The organism is Blastomonas sp. SL216 (genome assembly GCA_026625625.1).
Classification (GTDB): Bacteria; Pseudomonadota; Alphaproteobacteria; order Sphingomonadales; family Sphingomonadaceae; genus Blastomonas.
Map to the genome: position 1 here is coordinate 2,898,387 of CP113055.1, position 20,915 is coordinate 2,919,301.

The window sequence follows — 20,915 nt, forward strand, 5'->3', positions numbered from 1 at the left end:
TGTTTCGCACCGCCATCATTTTTGCGCCGCTTGCAGATACAGCGTTTCCAGACGCGCAGCTATCATCGCCCAGTCATAGCAATCCACGGCGACCTTGCGGCCGTTGCGCCCCATTAGCGCAAGCGCATCGTCGTCCAGGCCGATCACCTGCTCAAGGCCCTGGGCGATTCCCGGCGCGGTATCGGGCACGACCACCCCCGCCTGCCAGTCTGCGACCTCGGCCATATGGCACTTGTCGGTGATCAGCAGCGGCTTGCCCGCAGCCATGGCTTCGACGATCGCCATCGAAAAGCCTTCCTGGTGCGACGGGAGCGCAAAGACATCGGCCACGGCAAAGGCGATCTTGGCATCGGGACCGGTCAGATCGGTGGTGATGGCAATGTGCCCGGACAGATCGTTCTGCGCGATCGTGCGCTCGATCGCGGCGAGATAGTCGGCATCCTGCGGGATACCCACGACCAGCAGGCCAACACCGTCCAGCCGGTCCTTGTGCAGGGCAAAGGCATCGACCAGCAGGTCCAGGCCCTTTTTGGGATGGATTCGGCTGAAATACAGGATCGTGCGCCGCCACGTCGCGACGACGGGCAGCCGCGCCAGCAATGCCGATGGATCGAGGCTGTCGGTGATCCGGGCGATCGTCGCGCTGTCAATGCCGTTGGGCACGATGACGTGGCGCGCATTCGGGACGACCTTGCGCCCCTCGTTGCTCTCTTCCTCGGTGCCGAAGACCACGGCATCGGCCTTGGAAAGCATGGTTCCGGTGCCGCCCAAAGCCAGCACCAGCTGCTTCTTCCAGGCCGACTGGCGCATCGACCAGCTGTCGAGCATGCCATGGCTGGAGACGACAACCGGCTTGCCCGCCGCGCGCATCACCTGCGCCAGCTGGGCGAGGTGCCCTTCCCAGATGCCATGCGCATGCAGCACGTCGATAGAGCCGCACTGCGTCGCAAATGCCTGTTTCATCGCGCTGCTGCGGGCCAGCGCTGCGGGCGCATCGACCGGAAAGCGCAGCAGCTCGACCGAGAGCCCGTCAAACTGCTCGTCAAACGCCCTGGAAACCGATGGCGTTTCGCGGGTGAACACCGACACCCGGTGCCCGCGCCGCGCCAGCGCGGCGGCACTGCCCGCGACAACCTGCGGCGGCCCGCCGGTATGCGGGTCCATGTCGCCAATGGTCATCGCGATGTGCATGGGTCGGCCTGCGGTCAGCCGGGCAGCGCCCAGGCTATCGCAGCCTGTCGTGCTGCGGATTCATAGGCGGCAATCTGGCCCAAAGTCAGCGCGCGGATATCGTCTGCGCCATCGGCCCATTGCCGGTACCAGGCGATGGTTTCACCCACCGAAGCCTCGAAATCCCAGGCCGGACGCCATTTGAGATGCTGGTGCGCCTTGTCGCAGTTGAGCGCCAGGGCAAAGGCCTCGTGCGGCTGGTCGGCATCCTTGGTCATCTGCCAGCTGCCGCCACCCCAGCACTTCAGCGCGAAATCGACCAGATCGCGCACCGGGCGGACGCCATCGATATAGGGGCCGAAGTTCCAGCCCTGGGCATAGGCCTGCGGATCCTCGCTGGTGGCAAGCCGCGCCGCCAGCCACAGATAACCGGACAACGGCTCGAGCACATGCTGCCAGGGGCGGGTCGCCAGCGGATTGCGGATCTCGATCGGCGCCTGACGGGTCAGCGCGGCGATGCAATCGGTGATCAGGCGATCCTTGGCCCAGTCACCTCCGCCGATGACATTGCCGGCGCGCACCGATGCCAGCCGGATCGGGCTGTCGGAGGCGGCGAAATAGCTGTTGCGCCAGCTGTCCACCACCAGTTCGGCTGCACCCTTGGACATGCTGTAGGGATCGTGACCGCCCATCGGGTCGATCTCGCGATAGCCCCAGATCTGGCCGTTATTGGCATAGCATTTGTCAGAGGTGATCACGATGACGCTGCACGGCTTGCCGCGGCGACGGACCGCCTCGAGCACCTGCGCGGTGCCGATGACATTGACGCTCAGCGTATCGACCGGCTCTTCATAGGACAGGCGGACGAGCGGCTGGGCGGCGAGGTGAAACACGATTTCGGCATCGCTGGCTTCCAGCGCGGCATCGACCGCTTGGGAATCGCGGATATCGCCCACCCGGTGCGCGACCAGGCTTTCGACGTCCGCCAGATCGAACAGCGCCGGAACCGTCGGCACGTCGATCGAAAGCCCGGTCACCTTGGCACCCAGCTTGTCGAGCCACAGGCTCAGCCAGCTTCCCTTGAACCCGGTATGCCCGGTAACCAGGACGCGCCGACCCTGAAAATAGTCCAGAAACATGCAGCCTTAGCCTTCTGCCCAGGGGGCGTTGCCGCTTTCCCACAATTCGTTCAGCAATGCCCAGTCGCGCGCGGTGTCCATGCATTGCCAGAATCCGCCATGGCGGAACAGCATCAGCTCGCCTGCCGTGGTCGCCTCTGCCAGCGGCTCACGCTCCAGCATCACGTCATCGTCCTTGTCGACGACGAACCGGTCGATGAACTCGCGCTGCATCACCATGAAGCCGCCATTGATATAGCGGTCGGTCACGGTGGGCTTTTCCGCCCAGTCGGTGACGGTGTCGCCGTCCAGCACCAGCTCGCCAAAGCGTCCCGGCGGCACGACGCCCGTCATCGTCACCAGCTTGCCATGCGCCTGGTGAAACGCCTCGAGCCCCGCAAGATCGACGTCGCTCACGCCATCGCCATAGGTGAGCATGAAGGATTCGCCCGGCTCGATATATTTGGCAACCTTGCGCAAACGGCCGGCCGTTCCGCTGTCGGGGCCGGTTTCCGCAATCGTCACCTTCCAGTCGTCGAGCTCGTGCGCGTCATGAAAGGTCACATCGCCACGCTTGCCGGTATGGATCGTCACATCGGCCTGGCGGGCATGATAATCGAGGAAATAGCTCTTGATCGCCCAGCTGAGATGGCCTGCGCACAGGATGAACTCGCGGTGCCCGCGGCGCGCATAGCTGCGCATGATGTGCACCAGGATCGGTTCGTTGCCGACCATCGCCATCGGCTTGGGTATCAGGTTGCCGGTGACTTCGCCCAGCCGGGTGCCTTTGCCACCGCACAAGATAACCACCTTCATCGATCAATCCTTCTACGCAATCTGTGGAACGTTACGCGCCAGGGGCCTGGGCGACGATGATCATGGACTTGGCCAGCGGCTTGATGCGGCCGACGCGGTCGAACGACATCACCCGGAAACCCTGTTCTTCCAGCAACGTGGTCAGGGATTCGCGCGACCAGAACTTGATATGGCCGTGATCCCGAAGCGCGGTGTAATGCTGGTCCATCTTGCCGGTGACGGCCAGCGCCAGGTTCTTGATATAGCTGTGATAGGGCGCACTGATGATCAGCGTGCCGCCGGGCTGCACCAGATGCCGGATCTGCTCCATGTACACGCGCGGTGCATAGAGATGCTCGACCACTTCCAGGCTGACGACCAGCGGGAAGGTGCCAAGCTTTTCCGCCAGCGGCTCATAGACCGAGCCATGGTGGAAGGCGATGCCGGGATAGCCCTTGGTGGCGTGCGCAATGCCCTGATCCGACGCGTCGATGCCGACGACGTCATAGCCCTTCTTGCTGATCCAGTTGGTGACGAACCCATTGCCGCACCCCAGATCGAGGATGCGCGTGCCCTTGGGCGCATGCTGCAGCAGCAGCTGGTCGAGCGCGGGCAGCAGGCATTCATGCGCAAGCGTGCCTTGCGCATCCTTGTAAACGTATCCGCCTTCAAGGGCCTTCAGTTGTGTCACGCTGATACGCCTCTTCTCGTCAACGTCGGACGCGCTAGCATCGCCGCGCGATCATGCCAACCGACTTATCGCCATTTTGAGGCACTGCCGGTCGATCAGATTGGGCCGCACCTGCGGCTGACGCATCGCATAGGCTGCTGCATCGCGCATCCCGGTGCCGAAACGATCGGGGCCCCAGTCGGCCACGTGCCGGGCTGCCTGGCCCGCCAGCCGCTCGCGCACATCCGGATCGGCCATGCGGGCAAGTGCATCGGTAATGCCGGCACCGTCATAGGGATCGATCAACAGGCCGTTCACATCATCGGCGATCAGCACCTCGGCACAGCCGCAGCGCCGCGAGACGATGGCCGGAAGCCCGCTCGCCAGCGCCTCGTTGATCACCAGCCCCCATTGCTCGGTGGTGCTGACATGCACGAACGCCCCTGCCGTCGCATAATAAGTCGGCAATTCGTCGATCTGGCGGAAGCCGGGATAATGGACATGCGCGCCGAGCCCCAGCTCGGCGGTCAGGGCTTCAAGCTCTGCGCGCATCTCGCCATCGCCCAGCATGACCAGCGGCCAGTCCGCCGGATCGGCGGCGCGCCCCTGGCGAAAGGCCGCATAGCTGCGCAACAGGGTCGGCAGGTTCTTCTTCTCGATAAAGCGGTTGGATGCCAGGAAATAGCGGTTACGCCATTCCTGAGGCATGGCCGTGCCGCCCAGCGACGGCATGGCGCCGCTGGCGCGCACCGCCTCGGCCGCAGAGGCGAAAAAGGCGTTGTCCACGGCATTATAGCCCCGGAAGATCGCCCCGGGCGCCAGGCCAAGTTCGTGCATGTACTGCGCCTGGGAATCGCTGGTCACCAGCGCGGCGGCATAATGGCTGACCACGCCCTTTTTGGCGAACTCGGTCGGCCAGGAACGCTCGAAATCCCAGCCATTGGTTTCAGACATGCAGATCACGGGAATGCCGCGTTCGGCGCACCAGCGGGTGAGGGCCAGCGCTGCGAGCGACGACCAGCCCGGCACCGCGATGCAGTCCAGCCCCAGCGGCACGAGCTTCTCGTTGAAGATCTGGACGAACTGCGCGGCATCGCAGCCATTGGCCGTGCCGTTGGAAAAGGTGATGTGGGTCAGGTTTTCCGGGAGGTCAGGATTGACCCAGGCATATTCCGAATTGCTCGGCGACACCTCGATAGCCACGACGTCACAATATTTCGCCGCGCCAGCCATGCGCGCCACGTGATACGGGCCAAAATTGTCAAAGACGATCCCGATTTTCATTGGCTTTCACATTCCTTGCATTTCTAAGCCCGCGCTGCGGATGACCTGGCGGATCCTAGCGGACGACGCCGGCCGCTTGCGGCTGCAACCGTTCGAAGAATCGACCGGCAGAGGCCAATACATGCCAGCGCTCTGCCGCACGATTGCGCAAATCGCGAACATCGTCATCCGACAAATCATGGTGCCATTGCGATGCCTTGCCGATCGCCGCAACCCATTCTGCAGGATCGAGCGTTTCGCAGACAAAGACCTGCTCGACATCCTCGAAAATCGAGGAGGTGCGGCCCCGGGAGACCACGATCGGGGTGCCGCAGCCCAGGGCCTCCAGCGTCGTCGTCTGGCCAGCAGCATGCACGTCGCGCGACAGCGGGTTCACCACACAGCGCGCGTGCTGGTACAGGGTCCTCAGCTGTTCGAAGCTGGGGAAGGAGACGATCTCGAGATTGTCGTGAAGAGGGGCATATTTCTCCTTCGCCCCATCCTGGTTGTTCAGCCAGACCACCTTGTGTCCAGCAGCGCACAGGCCAAGCAGCACGGTGGGATCGCGGTCATTGGACCCCGGGCAGAAGATATAATCCTCGCGGGGGGCGTCGGAGATAACGAAAAACTCGGCATCAAAGCCATAATCGACGATCTCGGCGTCGCGACCTGCGAGCAGCTGGACGTCGCGCCCAGCCGCCGGATCGTTGACGAAAACGATCCGTGACCGCTTGAGAATCATGCTGGTCAGCAGCCGCTTCAGGCCCGTCCTCGGGCCGCTGCCCCAGTAGAGATAGGCCATGCGCTGGCCCAGAAGCGCCTTCGCGATACACACATTGGTCGGATGGACTGCCACATAATAGGTGTCAGCGCCGCCCGTGCGAACATGCGCAAGGCGATAGGACCAGCCCGACACCATCGCGAGAGCACCGAACCAGGTCAGCGGGCGATCGACGGGCGCACCCTCGGCCAGGGCACGCATCCGTTCGTGCGCCCGTGTCACTTCATCAAACAGGGTCTGGTCAAATTCGAGCAGCATTCGACGGACCCTTGTTGCCGATTGCCGGACGATCAGTACGCATGATCTTCCCGATCCAAAGTATGAGCAGCGTCGCCGCCACGGGGGCGTAGATCAGCAGTGAGAGATTCTGCACCGATCTGAACAGCGAATAGACCCACAGGGCCCAGAACAGATAGCCCACCAACCCGAACGGACGGCCGAGCAAGGGCGCAAACGAAAGCCATAATCGGTAGACCAGAATGCAATACAGAAAGCCCGCAAACGTCCCGCCGACCACCCCGAACATCGCGACGAATTCTCCGAGGAACAGGATCGTCACATAGTCAAGTTTAAAGGGACCAAAATAGGCCTGCGACAGGAACGGCTTGTCCGGCCAGATTGCACGCGGCACGGGCGTGGCCGCGACCGTGAAGGCAAAATATCCCGGGTCCCATCGATAGTCGGTCTTGCTGGCCCGGTCATAGGCGTACCAGGCACGATAGATGGAATCGTCCTGGTGATAGGTCACGCCATAGTCGCGGCGCGATTGCAGCAGCTCCGAATAGCCTTCGGAGCGGAAAAGGATCATGACCGATGTCGCGATCACGATCAGCCCAACCCCCAGGCCTGCAATCGCCACCCGCGCACCGATCGACTGAAATTTCAACAGCGCAAAGATCGTTAGGCTGGCAATGGCCAGAACGATCGGCGTGCGTGTCCCGTCGGTCAGAAGTATAAATACGGCGAACAAATAGACTATGAACGACACAACCCTGACGGCGGTGCTCGAATAGATCATACTGAATGCCGTGATAATTGCGGCAATTGGAAATAGAGCGGAGATCAACTGGAAAAACGGATTGCTGACGATCTGTTCGGATTCAAGGTCTCGGGCCAGCAGCGATGGCACCCATTGGCGCTCGTTGCGCGGGCCGAGCATCTGTTCAAACACCCAGGACGGTGACCAGTCGCTGAGATAGAGACGCTTCAGCATTTCGATGAGAATGAAAAGAACAGCAATAAGCAGGGCGTAACCACCGGCACCGCGCCCGATCTGCCCGAAATCCCTGACCGAATTGAGGGAGGCAGTCATGTCCTTGTGCTGCCACAAGCCCGTGATGAAAATGGGCAAGGCAAAGCAGGCGAGCGTCAGCATCTGATAGACAATGAGGTTCGCCGGATCGATCAGTTCCAAACTGAGGTCATCATATCCGCGGACGAAAAAGTCCGAATAGTGCACGAACATAACAACAGAAAAAATGAAATGCGGGTGCAGCACGTGCCGGAAGCGCAGCCAGCTGAATGCGACCGCTGCCGTCATCACCCCGATCTGAACGAAATAGAAAAATATCATCTCAGCCTCGCGGTTGCTTCTCGGGGGCGCGCCTGCCCCGGAGTGCGATGGTGCGGATCGCCACGAACAGCATGCGGATGTCCTCGGGCTTGCATAGGAAAAAATGATGGATGCCCAGCCCGCTCATGCGCCGCAGGGCAACCGCATAAGCACATAGGCCAACCATATAAGACATCAAAACAAACCAGCAGAACTGGGCAAGGTTGCTGCTGTCGCCCAGCACGCCGAAGATGACAGCCAGGAAAATGACCGGAAGGAGCGAGAGATTCAGCGTCAGCACCGTGCCGCCCAGCCCCTTGATCAGCTCCTCGCAATTCCGGTTGAGGCTGAACGCCAGGGCCGCGGGCACCAGCGCGATCATCAGCCATGCCCCTGCGCGATAGCTTTCGCCATAGACCAGCGGCAGGATCATGGCGAGCACGGCAATCGAGGGCAGCGCAATGCTGATATAGACCAATGTCGTCAGCCTGAGCCGCTCGGCAATGCTCTGCCAATCCTGGCCCGTGCCTGCCTGGCTGCCGACCGCGCGGATATACATGGACTGAGTGAAGGCATCACCGGCGATGTGAATGACCTGCGCGAGCCCGGCGGCCACGAAATAGATGCCGACATGGAAGGGAGAGAAGAACAGCCCGACCAGGATCTTGTCGGCATTTTGAAGCAAACTCGACGAGACGACGGCCAGCCCGTATTTGCCGGAGTGGCGCAACGTCTCCCAGGCACGCAGCGGCTCAGGCGGCGCCTCGCCGACGGGCGCACCATGGCGGATAAGCGCCGCGCCGAGCGCGCAGCTGGTGAACACCGCGACGCAGAAGATGCCCAGCACCAATTGCGGGGAAGCACGGTCGAGCAGGAAGATCGCGGCCAGCAGCACGATCTGGACCACCGAGGTGATCAGGCGCAGCATGCCAAAGCCGGTTATATTGGCACGGCCAAGCTCGATCTGCGTCTGATAGGCGTTGGTGACCGACAAGGGCACGATCAGCGCAGCGATGATGGTCAGCGATGCGCTGGATTGCAGCGATCCCCATATCTGGAAGGCCGACACGGCGAGCCACGCAGCACCAAAGCCGATCAAGGCAATCACCGCGATATAGCGATAAACGAACGCGTAGATGACCTTCGCCGGATAGGTCGGCGTCGCTGCGAGCCGGGACAGATAGATATGCGTTCCCCAGGGAACGACATTGGCCGTGAAAAGCGCGATCGTCTGGCACAGCGCGACGGTTCCCCGGTCGCTGGGCGGCAGAGCGCGGGCAGTGAGGATGCCGACGATGAAACTGAGCGCAACCAGCAGTATGTTCTGCCCGAGCAGGCGTACCAACTGCCGCATAATCCGAAAGGCCTTCCACTGTTTGCACGCCCGAAAGCCGCTCGCCGCCGCTCGAGAATCAGCTTGATGTTACGCAGATTCGAGGCCATTAGGCGGCCAAATCAGGCGCCCGCTGTCGCCAAAAAGGTTAGGGATTGCAATGGGGTTTTTTAGGTCACTGGGATACCTTGCGGTGGAATGCGGGATCGATCCGCGGCGCTTCGGAAACCTCCTGTATCTGCCGAAACTCTGGAAGGACGCCAACACCTTCCGCGCGCAAGGCGGCAGCATTGACAATTACTGGCCCTTTCTTGACGATTACAAGCAGTCGGCGGGCAGCGACCGGGGCCATTATTTCCATCAGGACCTGCTGGTGGCCTCTTTGATCCACGAAAACAACCCCAAAAGGCATGTCGACATCGGTTCGCGCGTCGACGGCTTCATCGCGCATGTCGCATCGTACCGCACCATCGAGATGCTCGATATCCGTCCGATGCCGCCCTCGGTTCACAAGAACATCGTCTACGTCCAGGCCGATCTCATGGAACCGGGCGTCGTGAACGCGGTGCGCGCGGACTCCGTCTCGTGCCTGCACGCCATCGAGCATTTCGGCCTGGGTCGCTATGGGGACGTGATCGACCCCAAGGGCCATATCACCGGCTTCCGCAACATCTGGTCGATGGTGGAGCCCGGCGGCCGGCTGTACATTGCCTTCCCGATCGGCATCGAAACCATCGTCCGTTTCAATGCGCAGCGGACCTTTGGCCGGAGTGAGGTCTTCAACTGGTTCGACAAGAAGGATTACGAACTGGAGCGTTTCGACTTTGTCGACGATGCCGGCGACCTTCACACCCAGAAGGACGTTGACGCGGCCATCTCGGTCCAGAACGGCTGCGGGATCTATACCTTCCGCAAGCTGGAAGGCTGAGCAGGCAGCGGGCGCAGCAGTTCCCGTTGCCCCGCGCTGCCTGCCGCGTGACGTAACGCTACCCCCGATATGTGTCCGCTTGGTCGGGCACCGCTCGGCCTGTTGAGCAGCGGCCCCGAATTCCTGCCATGCGCGCAAATGGCTCAGGTGCCCTGATGGTGCCATTGGCGAACCGTCGAGCTTGAACGGGCCGGGCTGCAGATGCCCTAGGCCTCAGATATCAGGCTGCCCGATCAGGCTCCAGGTTTCTGGACGAAGACAAAGACATTGCCGAACAGGGCATTGGGCAGCACGTGCGAGGCGATTTCGGAAATCCGGAAGACCGCCTTGCTGCCAAAATAATAGGCCGGGTCGCATTTGAAGACGAAGGACTGGTTCCTGTAGCCGGCAAATGCCCTTCCGATATCGCCCAGGGTATTCATCTTGTAGGTCGTCGGAAAGACATCCCGCTCCTGCCGGTCAGGCTGGACGAATTTCAGCGCCGCGCTGTGCTTCCTGTTCGGGACCATCTGCGCGACCAGACTGGCCATATGGAACTTGTGCGGCGTCCGGGCACACATCCAGCCACCGGGCTTGAGCACGCGGTTGATTTCCCGGACAAAGGAGTCAGGGTTCGCCACATGCTCCAGAACATAATCCGAAATGATCAGGTCAACCGAGCTGTCCTCGACCGGAATGCGCTCCATGGTCATGATAAGGCACTCGTCAGCTGCCTTGTTTTCCATCACCGCAGGATCGACATCGGCGGCGATGACCTTGGCAACCTTGCCCTTCATCAACCGCAGGTCGCGGCGGAATGCCAGTGGATCGTCCTCGAACCAGCCTGCGCGTCCAGCCCCGAGGTCCAGCACGGTCATGTCTGGACGGATCAGGCTGTTGACCCGAGCATAGAAATCGATCGTGCTGTCACTGGCACTGAAACCACCAGGCAAATCGATATGCGGATCAAATACCACTAGGGCCTCCTGCCGGATGAAATCGGGATCAAGGTCTCTCCATTACCCCACTTGGCCGACCGACTGGGGTATAATCAACCTGCCATCCCCTTGCCCCGGCTCATGGCGGAGGCGCGGGGGCGAGCCAGGTCACGTCGATCAGTCAAAGAACCTGCGGAAATAGGCGATGGTCTCCAGCAGTCCTTCGCGCAGCTGCACCTTCGGTTCCCAACCCAGCAATTCGCGCGCCTTGGTAATGTCAGGCTTGCGCTGCGTCGGATCGTCCTGCGGCAGCGGCTTGAACAGCAGCTTGGACTTGGCCCCGGTCAGTTCCAGAACCAGCTCTGCCAGTTCGCGGATGGTGAATTCGACCGGGTTACCGATGTTGATCGGGCCCGTCACTTCGGGCGGCGAATCCATCAGCTTGAGGAAACCGTCGATCAGGTCCGAATAGAAGCAGAACGAGCGCGACTGCGAGCCGTCACCGTACATGGTGATATCCTCGCCGGCGAGCGCCTGCATGATGAAGTTGGACACGACCCGGCCATCGGCAGGATGCATCCGCGGGCCATAGGTGTTGAAGATGCGCACCACCTTGATCTCGAGATCGTGCTGGCGATGATAATCGAAGAACAGCGTTTCAGCGCAGCGCTTGCCTTCGTCATAACAGGACCGGATGCCGATCGGGTTCACGTTGCCCCAATATTCTTCCGGCTGGGGGTGCACCGACGGGTCGCCATAGACCTCGCTGGTGGAGGCCTGGAAGATCCGGCAGTTCAAGCGCTTGGCAAGGCCGAGCATGTTGATGGCACCATGCACGCTGGTCTTGGTGGTCTGCACCGGGTCGTGCTGATAATGAACGGGCGATGCCGGACAGGCCAGATTGAAGATCTGATCCACCTCGACATAGAGGGGGAAGCAGATGTCATGCCGCATGAATTCGAAACGCGGATGCCCGCTCAGGTGATCGATATTGCTCTTGTCGCCGGTGAAAAGGTTGTCGACACACAGGACCTCGTCGCCACGATCAAGCAGACGATCGATCAAGTGCGACCCCAGAAAACCCGCACCGCCGGTAACAAGAATCCGCTTACGTCCAAAATACTGGCGGGTCATGCGCCATTTCCTTTATTGATGCTCATAAAACGTAATGAAGAACCTGGATCGACATGGTCCAGACACTCCCATGGGCTCATCAGGCTGTCGCGCCGCTTTGCACGCGGTTCTGGAGGAACCACTCGTAAGTGCTGGCAATACCATCCGCGAGCTCGATCCGCGGTGCCCAGCCCATGCCGCGCAGCTTGTCGGCGCTCATCAGCTTGCGCGGCGTGCCGTCGGGCTTGGTTTCATCCTTCACGATCGGCCCGGCAAAGCCCACCGTGTCGCACACCATGCGCGCCAGGTCATAGATCGTGATATCCTCGCCCGACCCGACATTGACGTGCACCGCGTCCGAATAGTTCTGCAGCAGATACACGCACGCACTGGCGCAATCATCGGCGTGGAGGAATTCGCGGCGCGGGGTGCCGGTGCCCCAGATGGTGATATCCTCGGCGCCGGAGAGCTTGGCTTCATGCGCCTTGCGGATGAGCGCAGGCAGCACATGGCTGCTGTTGAGATCGAAATTGTCGCCGGGGCCGTACAGGTTGGTCGGCATGGCCGAGATATAGTCGCGGCCATGCTGGCGGCGATAGGCCTGGCACAGCTTGATGCCCGCGATCTTGGCGACCGCATACCATTCGTTGGTCGGCTCCAGCGGCCCGGTCAGCAGCGCCTCTTCGACGATCGGCTGATCGGCCAGCTTGGGATAGATGCAGCTCGAGCCCAGGAACAGCAGGCGGTTCACATCGGCCCGGTGCGCTGCTTCGATAACGTTCGACGCAATCGCCAGATTGTCGAACAGGAAATCAGCAGGATAGGTGTCATTGGCCAGGATGCCGCCGACCTTGGCCGCTGCCACCACGATCGCATCGGGGCGTTGCTGCGCGATCCACTGCCGGGTTGCGGCCTGGTCGATCAGGTCCAGTTCGGCGCGCGATGCCGTCAGGACTTCGCAGTCGATCTGCTCAAGCTGGCGCACGATGGCGCCGCCGACCATCCCGCGATGGCCGGCAACGAATACGCGCTTTCCCGACAGGTCGAAATGCATCAAGCGCCCTTCATCACCGGGGCTTCTGCCATGACCTTGAGATCGGCCTGCACCATCTCGCGCGCCAGATCACGCACCGAGGTATCGTGCTTCCAGCCGAGCTTGGCATGGGCCTTGGCCGGGTCGCCGATCAGCAGCTCGACTTCGGTCGGGCGGAAATAGCGCGGGTCGACTTCGACCAGGCATTCGCCGGTTTCCTTGCAATAGCCCTTTTCGTCGACACCGGTTCCGCGCCATTCCAGATTGATGCCGACATCCTCGAACGCCCATTCGACGAACTTGCGCACTTCGGTGGTCTCGCCGGTCGCCAGCACATAATCGTCGGGCGTTTCCTGCTGCAGCATCAGCCACATGCCGCGCACATATTCGCGCGCATGGCCCCAGTCGCGCTTGGCGTCCAGATTGCCGAGATACAGCTTCTTCTGCTTGCCCAGCTTGATCGCGGCCGCGGCCCGCGTGATCTTGCGCGTGACGAAGGTTTCGCCGCGCAGCGGGCTTTCATGGTTGAACAGGATGCCGTTGGAAGCGTGCATGCCATAAGCTTCGCGATAGTTCACCACGATCCAGTAGGAATAGAGCTTGGCAGCCGCATAAGGCGAGCGCGGATAGAACGGGGTCGTTTCGCGCTGCGGCACTTCCTGCACCAGGCCATAAAGCTCGGACGTCGATGCCTGATAGAAGCGGCAAGTTTTTTCCATGCCCAGGATGCGGATTGCCTCAAGGATGCGGAGCGTGCCGATGCCATCGGCATTGGCGGTATATTCCGGCGTTTCGAAGCTCACCTGCACATGGCTCTGTGCGGCGAGGTTGTAGATTTCGTCGGGCCGGGTTTCCTGGACGATGCGGATCAGGTTGGTGCTGTCCGTCATGTCGCCATAATGCAGGTGGAAACGCGAATTCTCGAGATGGGGATCCTCGTAGATATCCTCGATGCGACCCGTGTTGAACGAGGACGACCGGCGCTTCAGACCGTGGACGATATAGCCTTTTTCGAGAAGCAGCTGAGCGAGATAGGCGCCATCCTGGCCGGTAACGCCGGTAATAAGAGCTGTTTTTGTCATTGATATCCCACGATTGGCCTGAAGGTTGGCCAAGCCCCAATTTTTTCGGCACGAGCGACCGCGGCAAAGCCCTTAGCGGCTGGCATTCCCGGTTTCAAGCACTTGTGCTGTACCGACAGCAGCCCCCCGCCCATTGCGTTTGCCCCGTCAAACCGGACGACCGCCGACCCCCTTATTTTGCACCAAACCCATTGAGCATGACCATGATGGTCCGAAACACGATGAGCACATCAAGCCAGTACGAGAAGTTCTTGATATAATAAAAGTCGAACTGAAGCTTGGCGCTGATGTCGTCAAGATTGGTCACATGGCCCTGATTGACCTGTGCCCAGCCGGTAATGCCCGGGCGGACGATATGCCGGTAGGAATAGAAAGGCAGCTCGCCTTCATACCATTCCGACAGCGCAATCGCCTCGGGCCGCGGACCGATCCAGCTCATTTCGCCCCGCAGGACGTTGAACAGCTGCGGCAGCTCGTCGATGCGCGTACGACGCAGGAAGCGGCCGAGCCGGGTAATGCGGTCATCGTCCTTCTTGGTCATCGCCGCATCGCGGGCATCGGCCTTCTTGGCAGGGTCCTCGCAGCGCATCGTACGGAACTTGATCACCTTGAAGGGCGTGCCGCGATAGCCCATGCGCGATTGCAGGAACAGCGCCGGGCCGGGCGATTCGAGCCGGATGGCAATCGCCACCAGCGCCATCGGCAGCGCCAGGAACGGCAGCAGCAGCAAGGTCACGATCACATCGACCGCGCGCTTGGTCCGCGCATAGTTCAGGCTGGGCAGCAGCGAGCCGAACATGTTCTCCGACATGTGCTCGATTCGCACCTTGCCGGTCAGGCTCTCCAGAACCTGCTTGTAGTGATAGACCGGAATGCCGCGCAGCGTCGCCTCGGCAATGGCCCGCTCCCAATCGTCGCAATGGTCATGATGCAGGTCGGCCACCAGAATGGCACGCTTGGCGCGCGGGACCGAGGGTGCGCTGAGCAGCGCGGTATCCAGCCCGTCGACGCCATTGAGCTGCGCGACGCGTCCGCCCGGCACGACGAAAAGTTCAAAGCCGATCTGCCGCTCGGCGAGCACCGAAACCAGAATCTGCACGCCGGTGGTGGCGGCAAAATTGATCAGCAGGATGGTCGCGCTATACGGAAAACGGCCCATCAGGATGACAGCCGCCACCGCGCCATAGCTGATGGCATAGGTGGGCAGGATGTAGCTGAGCTGGCTGGTACCGGGAAAAGCGGTCACCCGATGCGCCATGAAATAGGCGGCAAAGGTCGCGATGCTCGCCCCGACCAGCGTGTTGAAGCCGGTATGGCTTCGCATGATCAGCAGCGGGTTTTCGTTGAAATAGATCAGGACCGGCAAAAAGACGGCCAGAGCCAGCGCGATGATTGTCTGCAACCGCAGCGAACGGACAGCCGCAAAGCCGACGGTGGAGCGCTGAGCCTGCCTGGTGGCCATCAACATGTCCCGAGCTCTCGATGCATTGGGTTAACCTCCGGCGGATGGCCGGAAGCGTTGCGATGCGATGCGACCCGCGTGCAAAACGAAGGTCGCCGTTTGCCACTTAATTTGGTGCAATGCAACAAACCAGTGCAACAATTTTGGCGCAGGTCAGACCGTATCGCCTGCCATCACCGTATTTGCGCCGCTATCAGCGTCCGACGCTGGCATATTCGAAGCCGGCGGCCTTCATCTGCTCGGGCTTGTAGATGTTGCGCAGGTCGACCAGCGTGTTGCCGCGCATGGTCTTGAGGACGCGGGGCAGGTCGAGCGCGCGGAACACGTCCCATTCGGTGACGATCACCGCGCAATCGGCGTCCTGCAACGCTTCATAGCTGCCTTGCGCCATCTCGACATCGGGCATCAGCGCGGCGGCGGCCTCCATGCCCTCGGGGTCGAACGCGGTCACGTGCGCCCCTGCATCGACCAGCCCCTGCGCGATCACGATCGCGGGCGCATCGCGCATGTCATCGGTATTGGGCTTGAACGTCAGGCCCAGCAGCGCGATGCGCTTGCCCTCGACGCTGCCGCCCATCGCCGCGATCACCTTGCGCGCCATTGCGCGCTTGCGCAGGTCGTTGACCCGCACCACGGCTTCCACGATCTGCAGCGGCGCCTCATGGTCCTGCGCGGTCTTCATCAGCGCCAGCGTGTCCTTGGGGAAGCAGCTGCCGCCATAGCCCGGCCCTGCGTGCAGGAACTTCGACCCGATCCGGCCATCGAGCCCGATCCCGCGCGAGACGTCCTGGACGTTGGCCCCCACCTTCTCGCACAGATCGGCCATCTCGTTGATGAAGGTGATCTTGGTCGCCAGGAACGCGTTGGCGGCATATTTGATCACTTCCGACGTGCGGCGCGAGACGAACAGGATCGGCGATTCGTTGAGGAACAGCGGCTGGTAGATCTCGCGCATGTAATCGCGCGCCCATTCGGTCTCGGTGCCCACGACGATGCGGTCGGGCCGCTTGAAATCGCCGATCGCGGCACCCTCGCGCAGGAATTCGGGGTTCGAGACGACCTCGAAATCGGCATCCGGCGCGGCCTGGCGGATGATCTTCTCGACCTCGTCGCCGGTGCCCACCGGCACGGTCGACTTGGTGACGACGACGCAGCGTTTGCGGATCGACAAGCCGATCTCGCGCGCGGCATCGCGCACATAGCTCAGGTCCGCAAAGCCATCGCCCCGGCGCGAAGGCGTGCCCACCGCGATGAACACCGCATCGGCATCAGCGACGCTCGTCGGCAGATCGGTCGAAAACGACAGCCGCCCAGCCTTCACATTGGCCGCCACCAGATTGTCCAGCCCCGGCTCGTAAATCGGCATCACGCCCGCCAGCAGCGACGCGATCTTCGCCGGATCCTTGTCCACGCACACCACGTCATGCCCGAAATCCGCAAAACAGGCGCCAGACACCAGGCCTACATAGCCCGAACCAATCATCGCAATCTTCATGTCAGGATAAGCTCCACACCCTGCTCTCGAGTGGCAAGCGCCCTAAGCGAGTAGGCCTGCAACGTCAAATTGCGAATATCGGGCGCGGCGCGGGCGCGATGGCCCTCGGTTCGCCGCCGGACGCAGCGCCCGGATCAGAGTCGCGAGGCCACAAGAAGCAAGTTGTTAACCATATTTAAGCCTTCGTGCACTTAGATGGCGGCGATCAGCAGGCCTGCGCGAAGCTTGGCGCGGCATGGGGGTAATGATGAGCATCGCCAACTGGAATCCTGCCAAGCTGACGCTCGTGGTGGATCTCGACGATACGCTGATCCGCACCGATACCCTGCTCGAGAATTTCTGGGCCGCCTGGTCAGTGCAATGGCACACGCCGCTGGAGGCGTTGCGTACGCTTTTCAGGGGGCGGGTCGCGCTCAAGCAGAAGCTGGGCGAGATCAGCCGGATCGATCCTGCACGCCTGCCCTATAACCCCGAAGTGCTCGAGATGATCGAGCAATGGCGCGAACGCGGCGGCCGGGTGGCGCTGGTGACGGGGGCGACACAGGCCATGGCCGATGCGGTGGCCGGACATCTGGGCCTGTTCGACTGCGCTTATGGTTCGTCCGACGGCATCAACCTCACTGGCAGCCGGAAGGCGGCCTTGCTCGAGGAGAAATTCGGGCCGGCGGGATATAGCTATATCGGCGATGCTCCGGCCGACTTTGCGGTATGGCAGGGTGCAGCCGCTGCCGTGACCATCAACCCCAGCAAGGCCTTTCAGGCGAAGGTCGAGGCGCTGGTTGCCGATGCGACGCACCTGCCTGCGCGCCGCGCGCACTTGCGCGATTATCTTGAAGCCATGCGGCCGCATCAGTGGCTGAAGAACGTGCTCGTCTTCCTGCCGATGCTCGCCGCGCACGCGCTGGACCTGGTGACGGCGCTGCAGGCGGTGCTCGCCTTTGTCGCGTTCAGCCTGGTCGCGTCTGCCACCTATATTCTCAACGACCTGCTCGACCTGTCAGCCGATCGCGCGCATCCGCGCAAGTGCCAGCGGCCCTTTGCCTCGGGTCGCGTGCGGCTGATCCACGGGACGTGGATGGTGCCCGCTCTGGGCGCGGCTGGCGCGCTCACGGCGCTTGCGGGCGGATTGCAGCTGTTCGGCGTGCTGCTGGTCTATGCCGTTGTCACGGTGCTCTATTCGGTGAAGCTCAAGCGCCTGGCGATGGTCGATATCTGCACGCTGGCGGTGCTGTACACCCTGCGCGTCCTGGCAGGCAGCGCTGCCACCGCGATCCCCTCATCGCTCTGGCTGCTCGCCTTTTCGACCTTCTTCTTCTTTTCGCTCGCCGCGGTGAAGCGCTATGCCGAGCTGGTCGATGGCGCCGCATCGGGCAAGGTGATGGCCGCAGGGCGCGGCTATCATGTCGACGACCGCGCCATTGTCGGCAATATCATGGTATCGTCGGGGCTGGTATCGGTGCTCGTGCTGGCGCTCTATGCCAATTCGGAGCCGGTGCAGATGCTGTACCGCCATCCCGAATTCCTCTGGGGGGTGTGCCTGGTGCTGCTGTTCTGGACCAACCGCGTCGCGCTGCTCACCCATCGCGGGCAGATGCATGACGATCCGGTCGTCTTCGCTATGCGCGACCGGATCAGCCTGGCCTGCGGCGCGGTGGTGGGGCTGCTCGCACTAGCCGGAGCGGTGGCATGACCGGGATCATGCTGATCCTGTCCTATGCCGGATTTGCAATCCTCGCGACGCTCGCCAACCTGGCGACGCAGCGGGTTGTCCTCGCCGCGCTGCCCACGGGATTGCTGGTGGCGCTGGCGGCGGGCACGCTGGTCGGGCTGCTGGTCAAATATGCGCTCGACAAGACCTGGATTTTTGCCGGAGCCAGGCACGACCGCGCCGGAGAGGCGGGCACGTTCGGCCTTTATGCCGCCACCGGCATCGTCACCACGCTGATCTTCTGGGGGTTCGAGAGCGCCGCCTGGCTGATCTGGCACAGCCATTTCGCGCGCGAAGCCGGTGCAGTCACGGGGCTCGCCATCGGCTATCTGGTCAAATACCGGCTCGACCGCCGCTTCGTCTTCACCCAGGCAAGGCACAGCTGATGCCGTATAGCCTGCCGCTCGCGGGCTGGGGGCGCTATCCGGTGCGCGAATGCACGGTGTGGCAGCCTGCAACGCCCGAGGCGCTGCACGAAGCGCTGGCACCGCTGCCGCAGACGATCGCGCGCGGCAATGGCCGCTCCTATGGCGATGCCAGCCTGAACCCCGATGCCACCATCGACATGCGCCGCCTCGACCGGCTGATCGCGTTCGATGAGGACACAGGCATGCTGGTCTGCGAGGCCGGCGTGATGCTTTCCGACCTCGTCGCATCGTTCGTGCCGCGCGGATGGTTCGCGCCGGTGACGCCAGGCACGCGGCTGGTGACGCTGGGCGGCATGATCGCCAGCGACGTGCACGGCAAGAACCACCATGGCGCAGGCTCGTTCTGCGATCACCTGCTCTGGCTGGACCTTGACCCTGGCGATGGCCGGGTGCTGCGCTGCTCCGGGACCGAAAATGCCGATCTGTTCGCCGCGACCTGCGGTGGCATGGGGCTGACCGGCGTGATCGTGCGCGCGGCGTTCAGCATGCTGAAGATCGAGAGCGCCTGGATGCGCCAGCGCACGCTCCGCGCAGGCGATCTGGATGCAGCGCTGGCGCTGTTCGAACAGTCGCAAGGCTGGACCTATTCGGTCGCCTGGATCGACTGCATGGCGCGCGGGCGCGATCTGGGCCGATCGGCGATATTGCTCGCCGAACATGCGCGCGCGGGCGAACTCGGATCGGAGCGCCGTGCCGCGCCGCTGGCCCGGCCAATGCGCAAGCCCAGAACGGTGCCGATCAACTTTCCCGGCTTTGCGCTCAGCGGCTTCAACGTGCGCGCATTCAACCAGCTCTATTACGCGATGCAGCGCCCCGGCGAGGCGCTTGTCGCGCTCGACCCGTATTTCTATCCGCTCGATGCGCTGGCCGACTGGAACCGCATCTATGGGCGGCGCGGCTTTGTGCAATATCAGTGCGTGCTGCCGCTGGCATCGAGCGCTATGGGCCTGCGCCGCCTGCTCGAGGCGATTTCGGCCGCCGGCGCCGGGTCGTTCCTCGCGGTGCTCAAGCGCATGGGGCCGCAATCGTTCGGGATGCTGAGCTTCCCGATGCCGGGCTATACGCTGGCGCTCGATTTCCCCGCGACTCCTGAAAATCTCGCGCTGCTGGAGCGGCTCGACGCGATCACCGCCGAACATGGCGGGCGCGTGTACCTCACCAAGGATGCCCGGATGTCGCCCGCCATGCTGGAACAGGGCTATCCACGGCTGCAGGAATTCCGGGACCTGCGTGCGCGCCATGGTCTCGACCAGCGCTTTTCCTCGCTTCTCTCGCAACGATTGGGCCTTTGACGATGATTGCTTCCCCCGTCCTCATCCTGGGTGCGCGTTCGGATATCGGGCGTGCGCTGGCGCGTGGCTATGCCGCCAAGGGCTGCGAGGTCATCCTGGCCGCGCGCGGCGATATCAGCGCCGATGCGACCGACCTGGCGCTGCGCACCGGGGCCAAGGTCCGCGCGGTGAGCTTCGATGTCACCGATGGCGCAGCGGACAGCTTTTTCGATAGCCTCGGCGTGGTGCCAGGCACGGTGGTGATGGTGGCCGGGCTGCTGGGCGATCAGGCGCAATCGGCGGCGGACGATGCGGCGGCACAAGCCGTGATGGACAGCAACTATAACGGCCCCGCGCGCTATCTGCTCGCTGCTGCCCGGCGCATGGCGGGCGTGCCCGGCAGGTGCATCATCGGCATCAGCTCGGTCGCGGGCGAACGCGGGCGTGCATCGAATTTCGTCTATGGCTCGGCCAAGGCCGGGTTCACCGCGCTTCTTTCAGGCCTGCGCAATGCCCATGCCAAAACCGGGCTGCACGTGATGACGGTCAAGCCCGGCTTTGTCCGCACGCAGATGACAGCGGGCATGAAGCTGCCGCCGGTGATGACGGCCGAGCCCGAGCAGGTGGCGGGCGCGATCATCCAGGCGCACGGGAAAAAGCGCGACGTGATCTACACGCTGGGCCGCTGGCGGCTGGTCATGGCGATCATCCGGACAATCCCTGAGCCGGTGTTCAAGAAGCTGTCGCTCTGAACGCTGGCTGCGTTATCCGCACGAAATCGTCGCTGATCGACGCC

Annotated in this window: 19 protein-coding genes; 5 read left to right on the plus strand and 14 right to left on the minus strand. The window is 62.4% G+C overall.

The annotated features are described in order from the left end of the window. Positions 1-15 precede the first annotated feature (15 nt). Genes OU999_13665 through OU999_13700 form a run of 8 tightly spaced genes read right to left on the minus strand, consistent with a single transcriptional unit; the run spans position 16 to position 8,703 of the window. Positions 16-1,179, minus strand: coding sequence for a glycosyltransferase (locus OU999_13665; protein WAC22786.1), 1,164 nt, complete (start codon positions 1,177-1,179; stop codon positions 16-18). A gap of 26 nt (positions 1,180-1,205) precedes the next feature. Beyond that, positions 1,206-2,309, minus strand: coding sequence for a CDP-glucose 4,6-dehydratase (rfbG, locus tag OU999_13670; GenBank protein ID WAC22787.1), 1,104 nt, complete (start codon positions 2,307-2,309; stop codon positions 1,206-1,208). A 6-nt stretch (positions 2,310-2,315) separates the two neighbouring features. Continuing rightward, positions 2,316-3,104 (minus strand): glucose-1-phosphate cytidylyltransferase, encoded by a 789-nt coding sequence (locus tag OU999_13675; GenBank protein ID WAC22788.1) that lies wholly within the window; start codon positions 3,102-3,104, stop codon positions 2,316-2,318. Between the two features lie 31 nt (positions 3,105-3,135). Beyond that, entirely contained in the window at positions 3,136-3,774 is a 639-nt protein-coding gene (locus OU999_13680) for a class I SAM-dependent methyltransferase (protein WAC22789.1), read from the minus strand. A 51-nt stretch (positions 3,775-3,825) separates the two neighbouring features. Then, positions 3,826-5,037: a glycosyltransferase family 4 protein gene (locus OU999_13685; GenBank protein WAC22790.1), complete on the minus strand. Its 1,212-nt coding sequence runs from the start codon at positions 5,035-5,037 to the stop codon at positions 3,826-3,828. A gap of 55 nt (positions 5,038-5,092) precedes the next feature. Continuing rightward, a complete protein-coding gene (locus tag OU999_13690) occupies positions 5,093-6,055 on the minus strand; it encodes a glycosyltransferase (protein ID WAC22791.1) in 963 nt (320 codons plus the stop codon). Next, entirely contained in the window at positions 6,039-7,370 is a 1,332-nt protein-coding gene (locus OU999_13695; GenBank protein ID WAC22792.1) for a hypothetical protein, read from the minus strand. Before OU999_13695 ends, OU999_13690 begins: the two co-directional genes overlap by 17 nt. Before the next feature lies 1 nt (position 7,371). Next, positions 7,372-8,703: an oligosaccharide flippase family protein gene (locus OU999_13700; protein WAC22793.1), complete on the minus strand. Its 1,332-nt coding sequence runs from the start codon at positions 8,701-8,703 to the stop codon at positions 7,372-7,374. Between the two features lie 172 nt (positions 8,704-8,875). Between OU999_13700 and OU999_13705 the strand changes: the two genes are divergently transcribed. Beyond that, on the plus strand, positions 8,876-9,610 hold the full coding sequence (locus tag OU999_13705; GenBank protein ID WAC22794.1) for a DUF268 domain-containing protein: 735 nt from the start codon (positions 8,876-8,878) through the stop codon (positions 9,608-9,610). Between the two features lie 233 nt (positions 9,611-9,843). Here the strand turns inward: OU999_13705 and OU999_13710 are convergent, their stop codons facing one another. The 6 genes from OU999_13710 to OU999_13735 form a co-directional block, all read right to left on the minus strand. Further along, positions 9,844-10,566: a class I SAM-dependent methyltransferase gene (locus OU999_13710; GenBank protein WAC22795.1), complete on the minus strand. Its 723-nt coding sequence runs from the start codon at positions 10,564-10,566 to the stop codon at positions 9,844-9,846. Between the two features lie 138 nt (positions 10,567-10,704). Continuing rightward, entirely contained in the window at positions 10,705-11,661 is a 957-nt protein-coding gene (locus OU999_13715; GenBank protein WAC22796.1) for an SDR family oxidoreductase, read from the minus strand. A 79-nt stretch (positions 11,662-11,740) separates the two neighbouring features. Beyond that, the gene (locus OU999_13720) at positions 11,741-12,682 is read right to left on the minus strand and encodes a GDP-L-fucose synthase (GenBank protein WAC25430.1); all 942 of its coding nucleotides are present in this window, start codon (positions 12,680-12,682) and stop codon (positions 11,741-11,743) included. A gap of 11 nt (positions 12,683-12,693) precedes the next feature. Beyond that, the gene (gmd, locus tag OU999_13725; GenBank protein ID WAC22797.1) at positions 12,694-13,755 is read right to left on the minus strand and encodes a GDP-mannose 4,6-dehydratase; all 1,062 of its coding nucleotides are present in this window, start codon (positions 13,753-13,755) and stop codon (positions 12,694-12,696) included. A gap of 172 nt (positions 13,756-13,927) precedes the next feature. After that, positions 13,928-15,217, minus strand: coding sequence for an exopolysaccharide biosynthesis polyprenyl glycosylphosphotransferase (locus OU999_13730; protein ID WAC22798.1), 1,290 nt, complete (start codon positions 15,215-15,217; stop codon positions 13,928-13,930). 193 nt (positions 15,218-15,410) lie between these two features. Further along, complete coding sequence (locus OU999_13735; GenBank protein ID WAC22799.1) at positions 15,411-16,712, minus strand: UDP-glucose/GDP-mannose dehydrogenase family protein; 1,302 nt, start codon at positions 16,710-16,712, stop codon at positions 15,411-15,413. 244 nt (positions 16,713-16,956) lie between these two features. Here OU999_13735 and OU999_13740 point away from each other — a divergent pair, with 244 nt between their 5' ends. The 4 genes from OU999_13740 to OU999_13755 are packed head-to-tail and all read left to right on the plus strand — an operon-like array spanning position 16,957 to position 20,871. Further along, positions 16,957-18,402, plus strand: a complete 1,446-nt coding sequence (locus OU999_13740; GenBank protein ID WAC22800.1) for a UbiA family prenyltransferase — start codon at positions 16,957-16,959, stop codon at positions 18,400-18,402. Beyond that, positions 18,399-18,806: a GtrA family protein gene (locus tag OU999_13745; GenBank protein WAC22801.1), complete on the plus strand. Its 408-nt coding sequence runs from the start codon at positions 18,399-18,401 to the stop codon at positions 18,804-18,806. Before OU999_13740 ends, OU999_13745 begins: the two co-directional genes overlap by 4 nt. Further along, positions 18,806-20,140, plus strand: a complete 1,335-nt coding sequence (locus OU999_13750) for an FAD-binding oxidoreductase (protein ID WAC22802.1) — start codon at positions 18,806-18,808, stop codon at positions 20,138-20,140. The genes OU999_13745 and OU999_13750 overlap by 1 nt, the downstream gene beginning before the upstream one ends. A 2-nt stretch (positions 20,141-20,142) precedes the next feature. Further along, a complete protein-coding gene (locus tag OU999_13755) occupies positions 20,143-20,871 on the plus strand; it encodes an SDR family oxidoreductase (protein ID WAC22803.1) in 729 nt (242 codons plus the stop codon). Positions 20,872-20,915: the final 44 nt, after the last annotated feature.

Excerpts from the sequence above, each read along its gene's own strand:
- OU999_13665 (WAC22786.1), bottom strand. The coding sequence starts at position 1,179 with ATGACCATTGGCGACATGGACCCGCATACCGGCGGGCCGCCGCAGGTT.
- rfbG (WAC22787.1), bottom strand. The coding sequence starts at position 2,309 with ATGTTTCTGGACTATTTTCAGGGTCGGCGCGTCCTGGTTACCGGGCAT.
- OU999_13675 (WAC22788.1), bottom strand. The coding sequence starts at position 3,104 with ATGAAGGTGGTTATCTTGTGCGGTGGCAAAGGCACCCGGCTGGGCGAA.
- OU999_13685 (WAC22790.1), bottom strand. The coding sequence starts at position 5,037 with ATGAAAATCGGGATCGTCTTTGACAATTTTGGCCCGTATCACGTGGCG.
- OU999_13690 (WAC22791.1), bottom strand. The coding sequence starts at position 6,055 with ATGCTGCTCGAATTTGACCAGACCCTGTTTGATGAAGTGACACGGGCG.
- OU999_13695 (WAC22792.1), bottom strand. The coding sequence starts at position 7,370 with ATGATATTTTTCTATTTCGTTCAGATCGGGGTGATGACGGCAGCGGTC.
- OU999_13700 (WAC22793.1), bottom strand. The coding sequence starts at position 8,703 with ATGCGGCAGTTGGTACGCCTGCTCGGGCAGAACATACTGCTGGTTGCG.
- OU999_13715 (WAC22796.1), bottom strand. The coding sequence starts at position 11,661 with ATGACCCGCCAGTATTTTGGACGTAAGCGGATTCTTGTTACCGGCGGT.
- gmd (WAC22797.1), bottom strand. The coding sequence starts at position 13,755 with ATGACAAAAACAGCTCTTATTACCGGCGTTACCGGCCAGGATGGCGCC.
- OU999_13730 (WAC22798.1), bottom strand. The coding sequence starts at position 15,217 with ATGGCCACCAGGCAGGCTCAGCGCTCCACCGTCGGCTTTGCGGCTGTC.
- OU999_13735 (WAC22799.1), bottom strand. The coding sequence starts at position 16,712 with ATGAAGATTGCGATGATTGGTTCGGGCTATGTAGGCCTGGTGTCTGGC.
- OU999_13740 (WAC22800.1), top strand. The coding sequence starts at position 16,957 with ATGATGAGCATCGCCAACTGGAATCCTGCCAAGCTGACGCTCGTGGTG.
- OU999_13745 (WAC22801.1), top strand. The coding sequence starts at position 18,399 with ATGACCGGGATCATGCTGATCCTGTCCTATGCCGGATTTGCAATCCTC.
- OU999_13750 (WAC22802.1), top strand. The coding sequence starts at position 18,806 with ATGCCGTATAGCCTGCCGCTCGCGGGCTGGGGGCGCTATCCGGTGCGC.
- OU999_13755 (WAC22803.1), top strand. The coding sequence starts at position 20,143 with ATGATTGCTTCCCCCGTCCTCATCCTGGGTGCGCGTTCGGATATCGGG.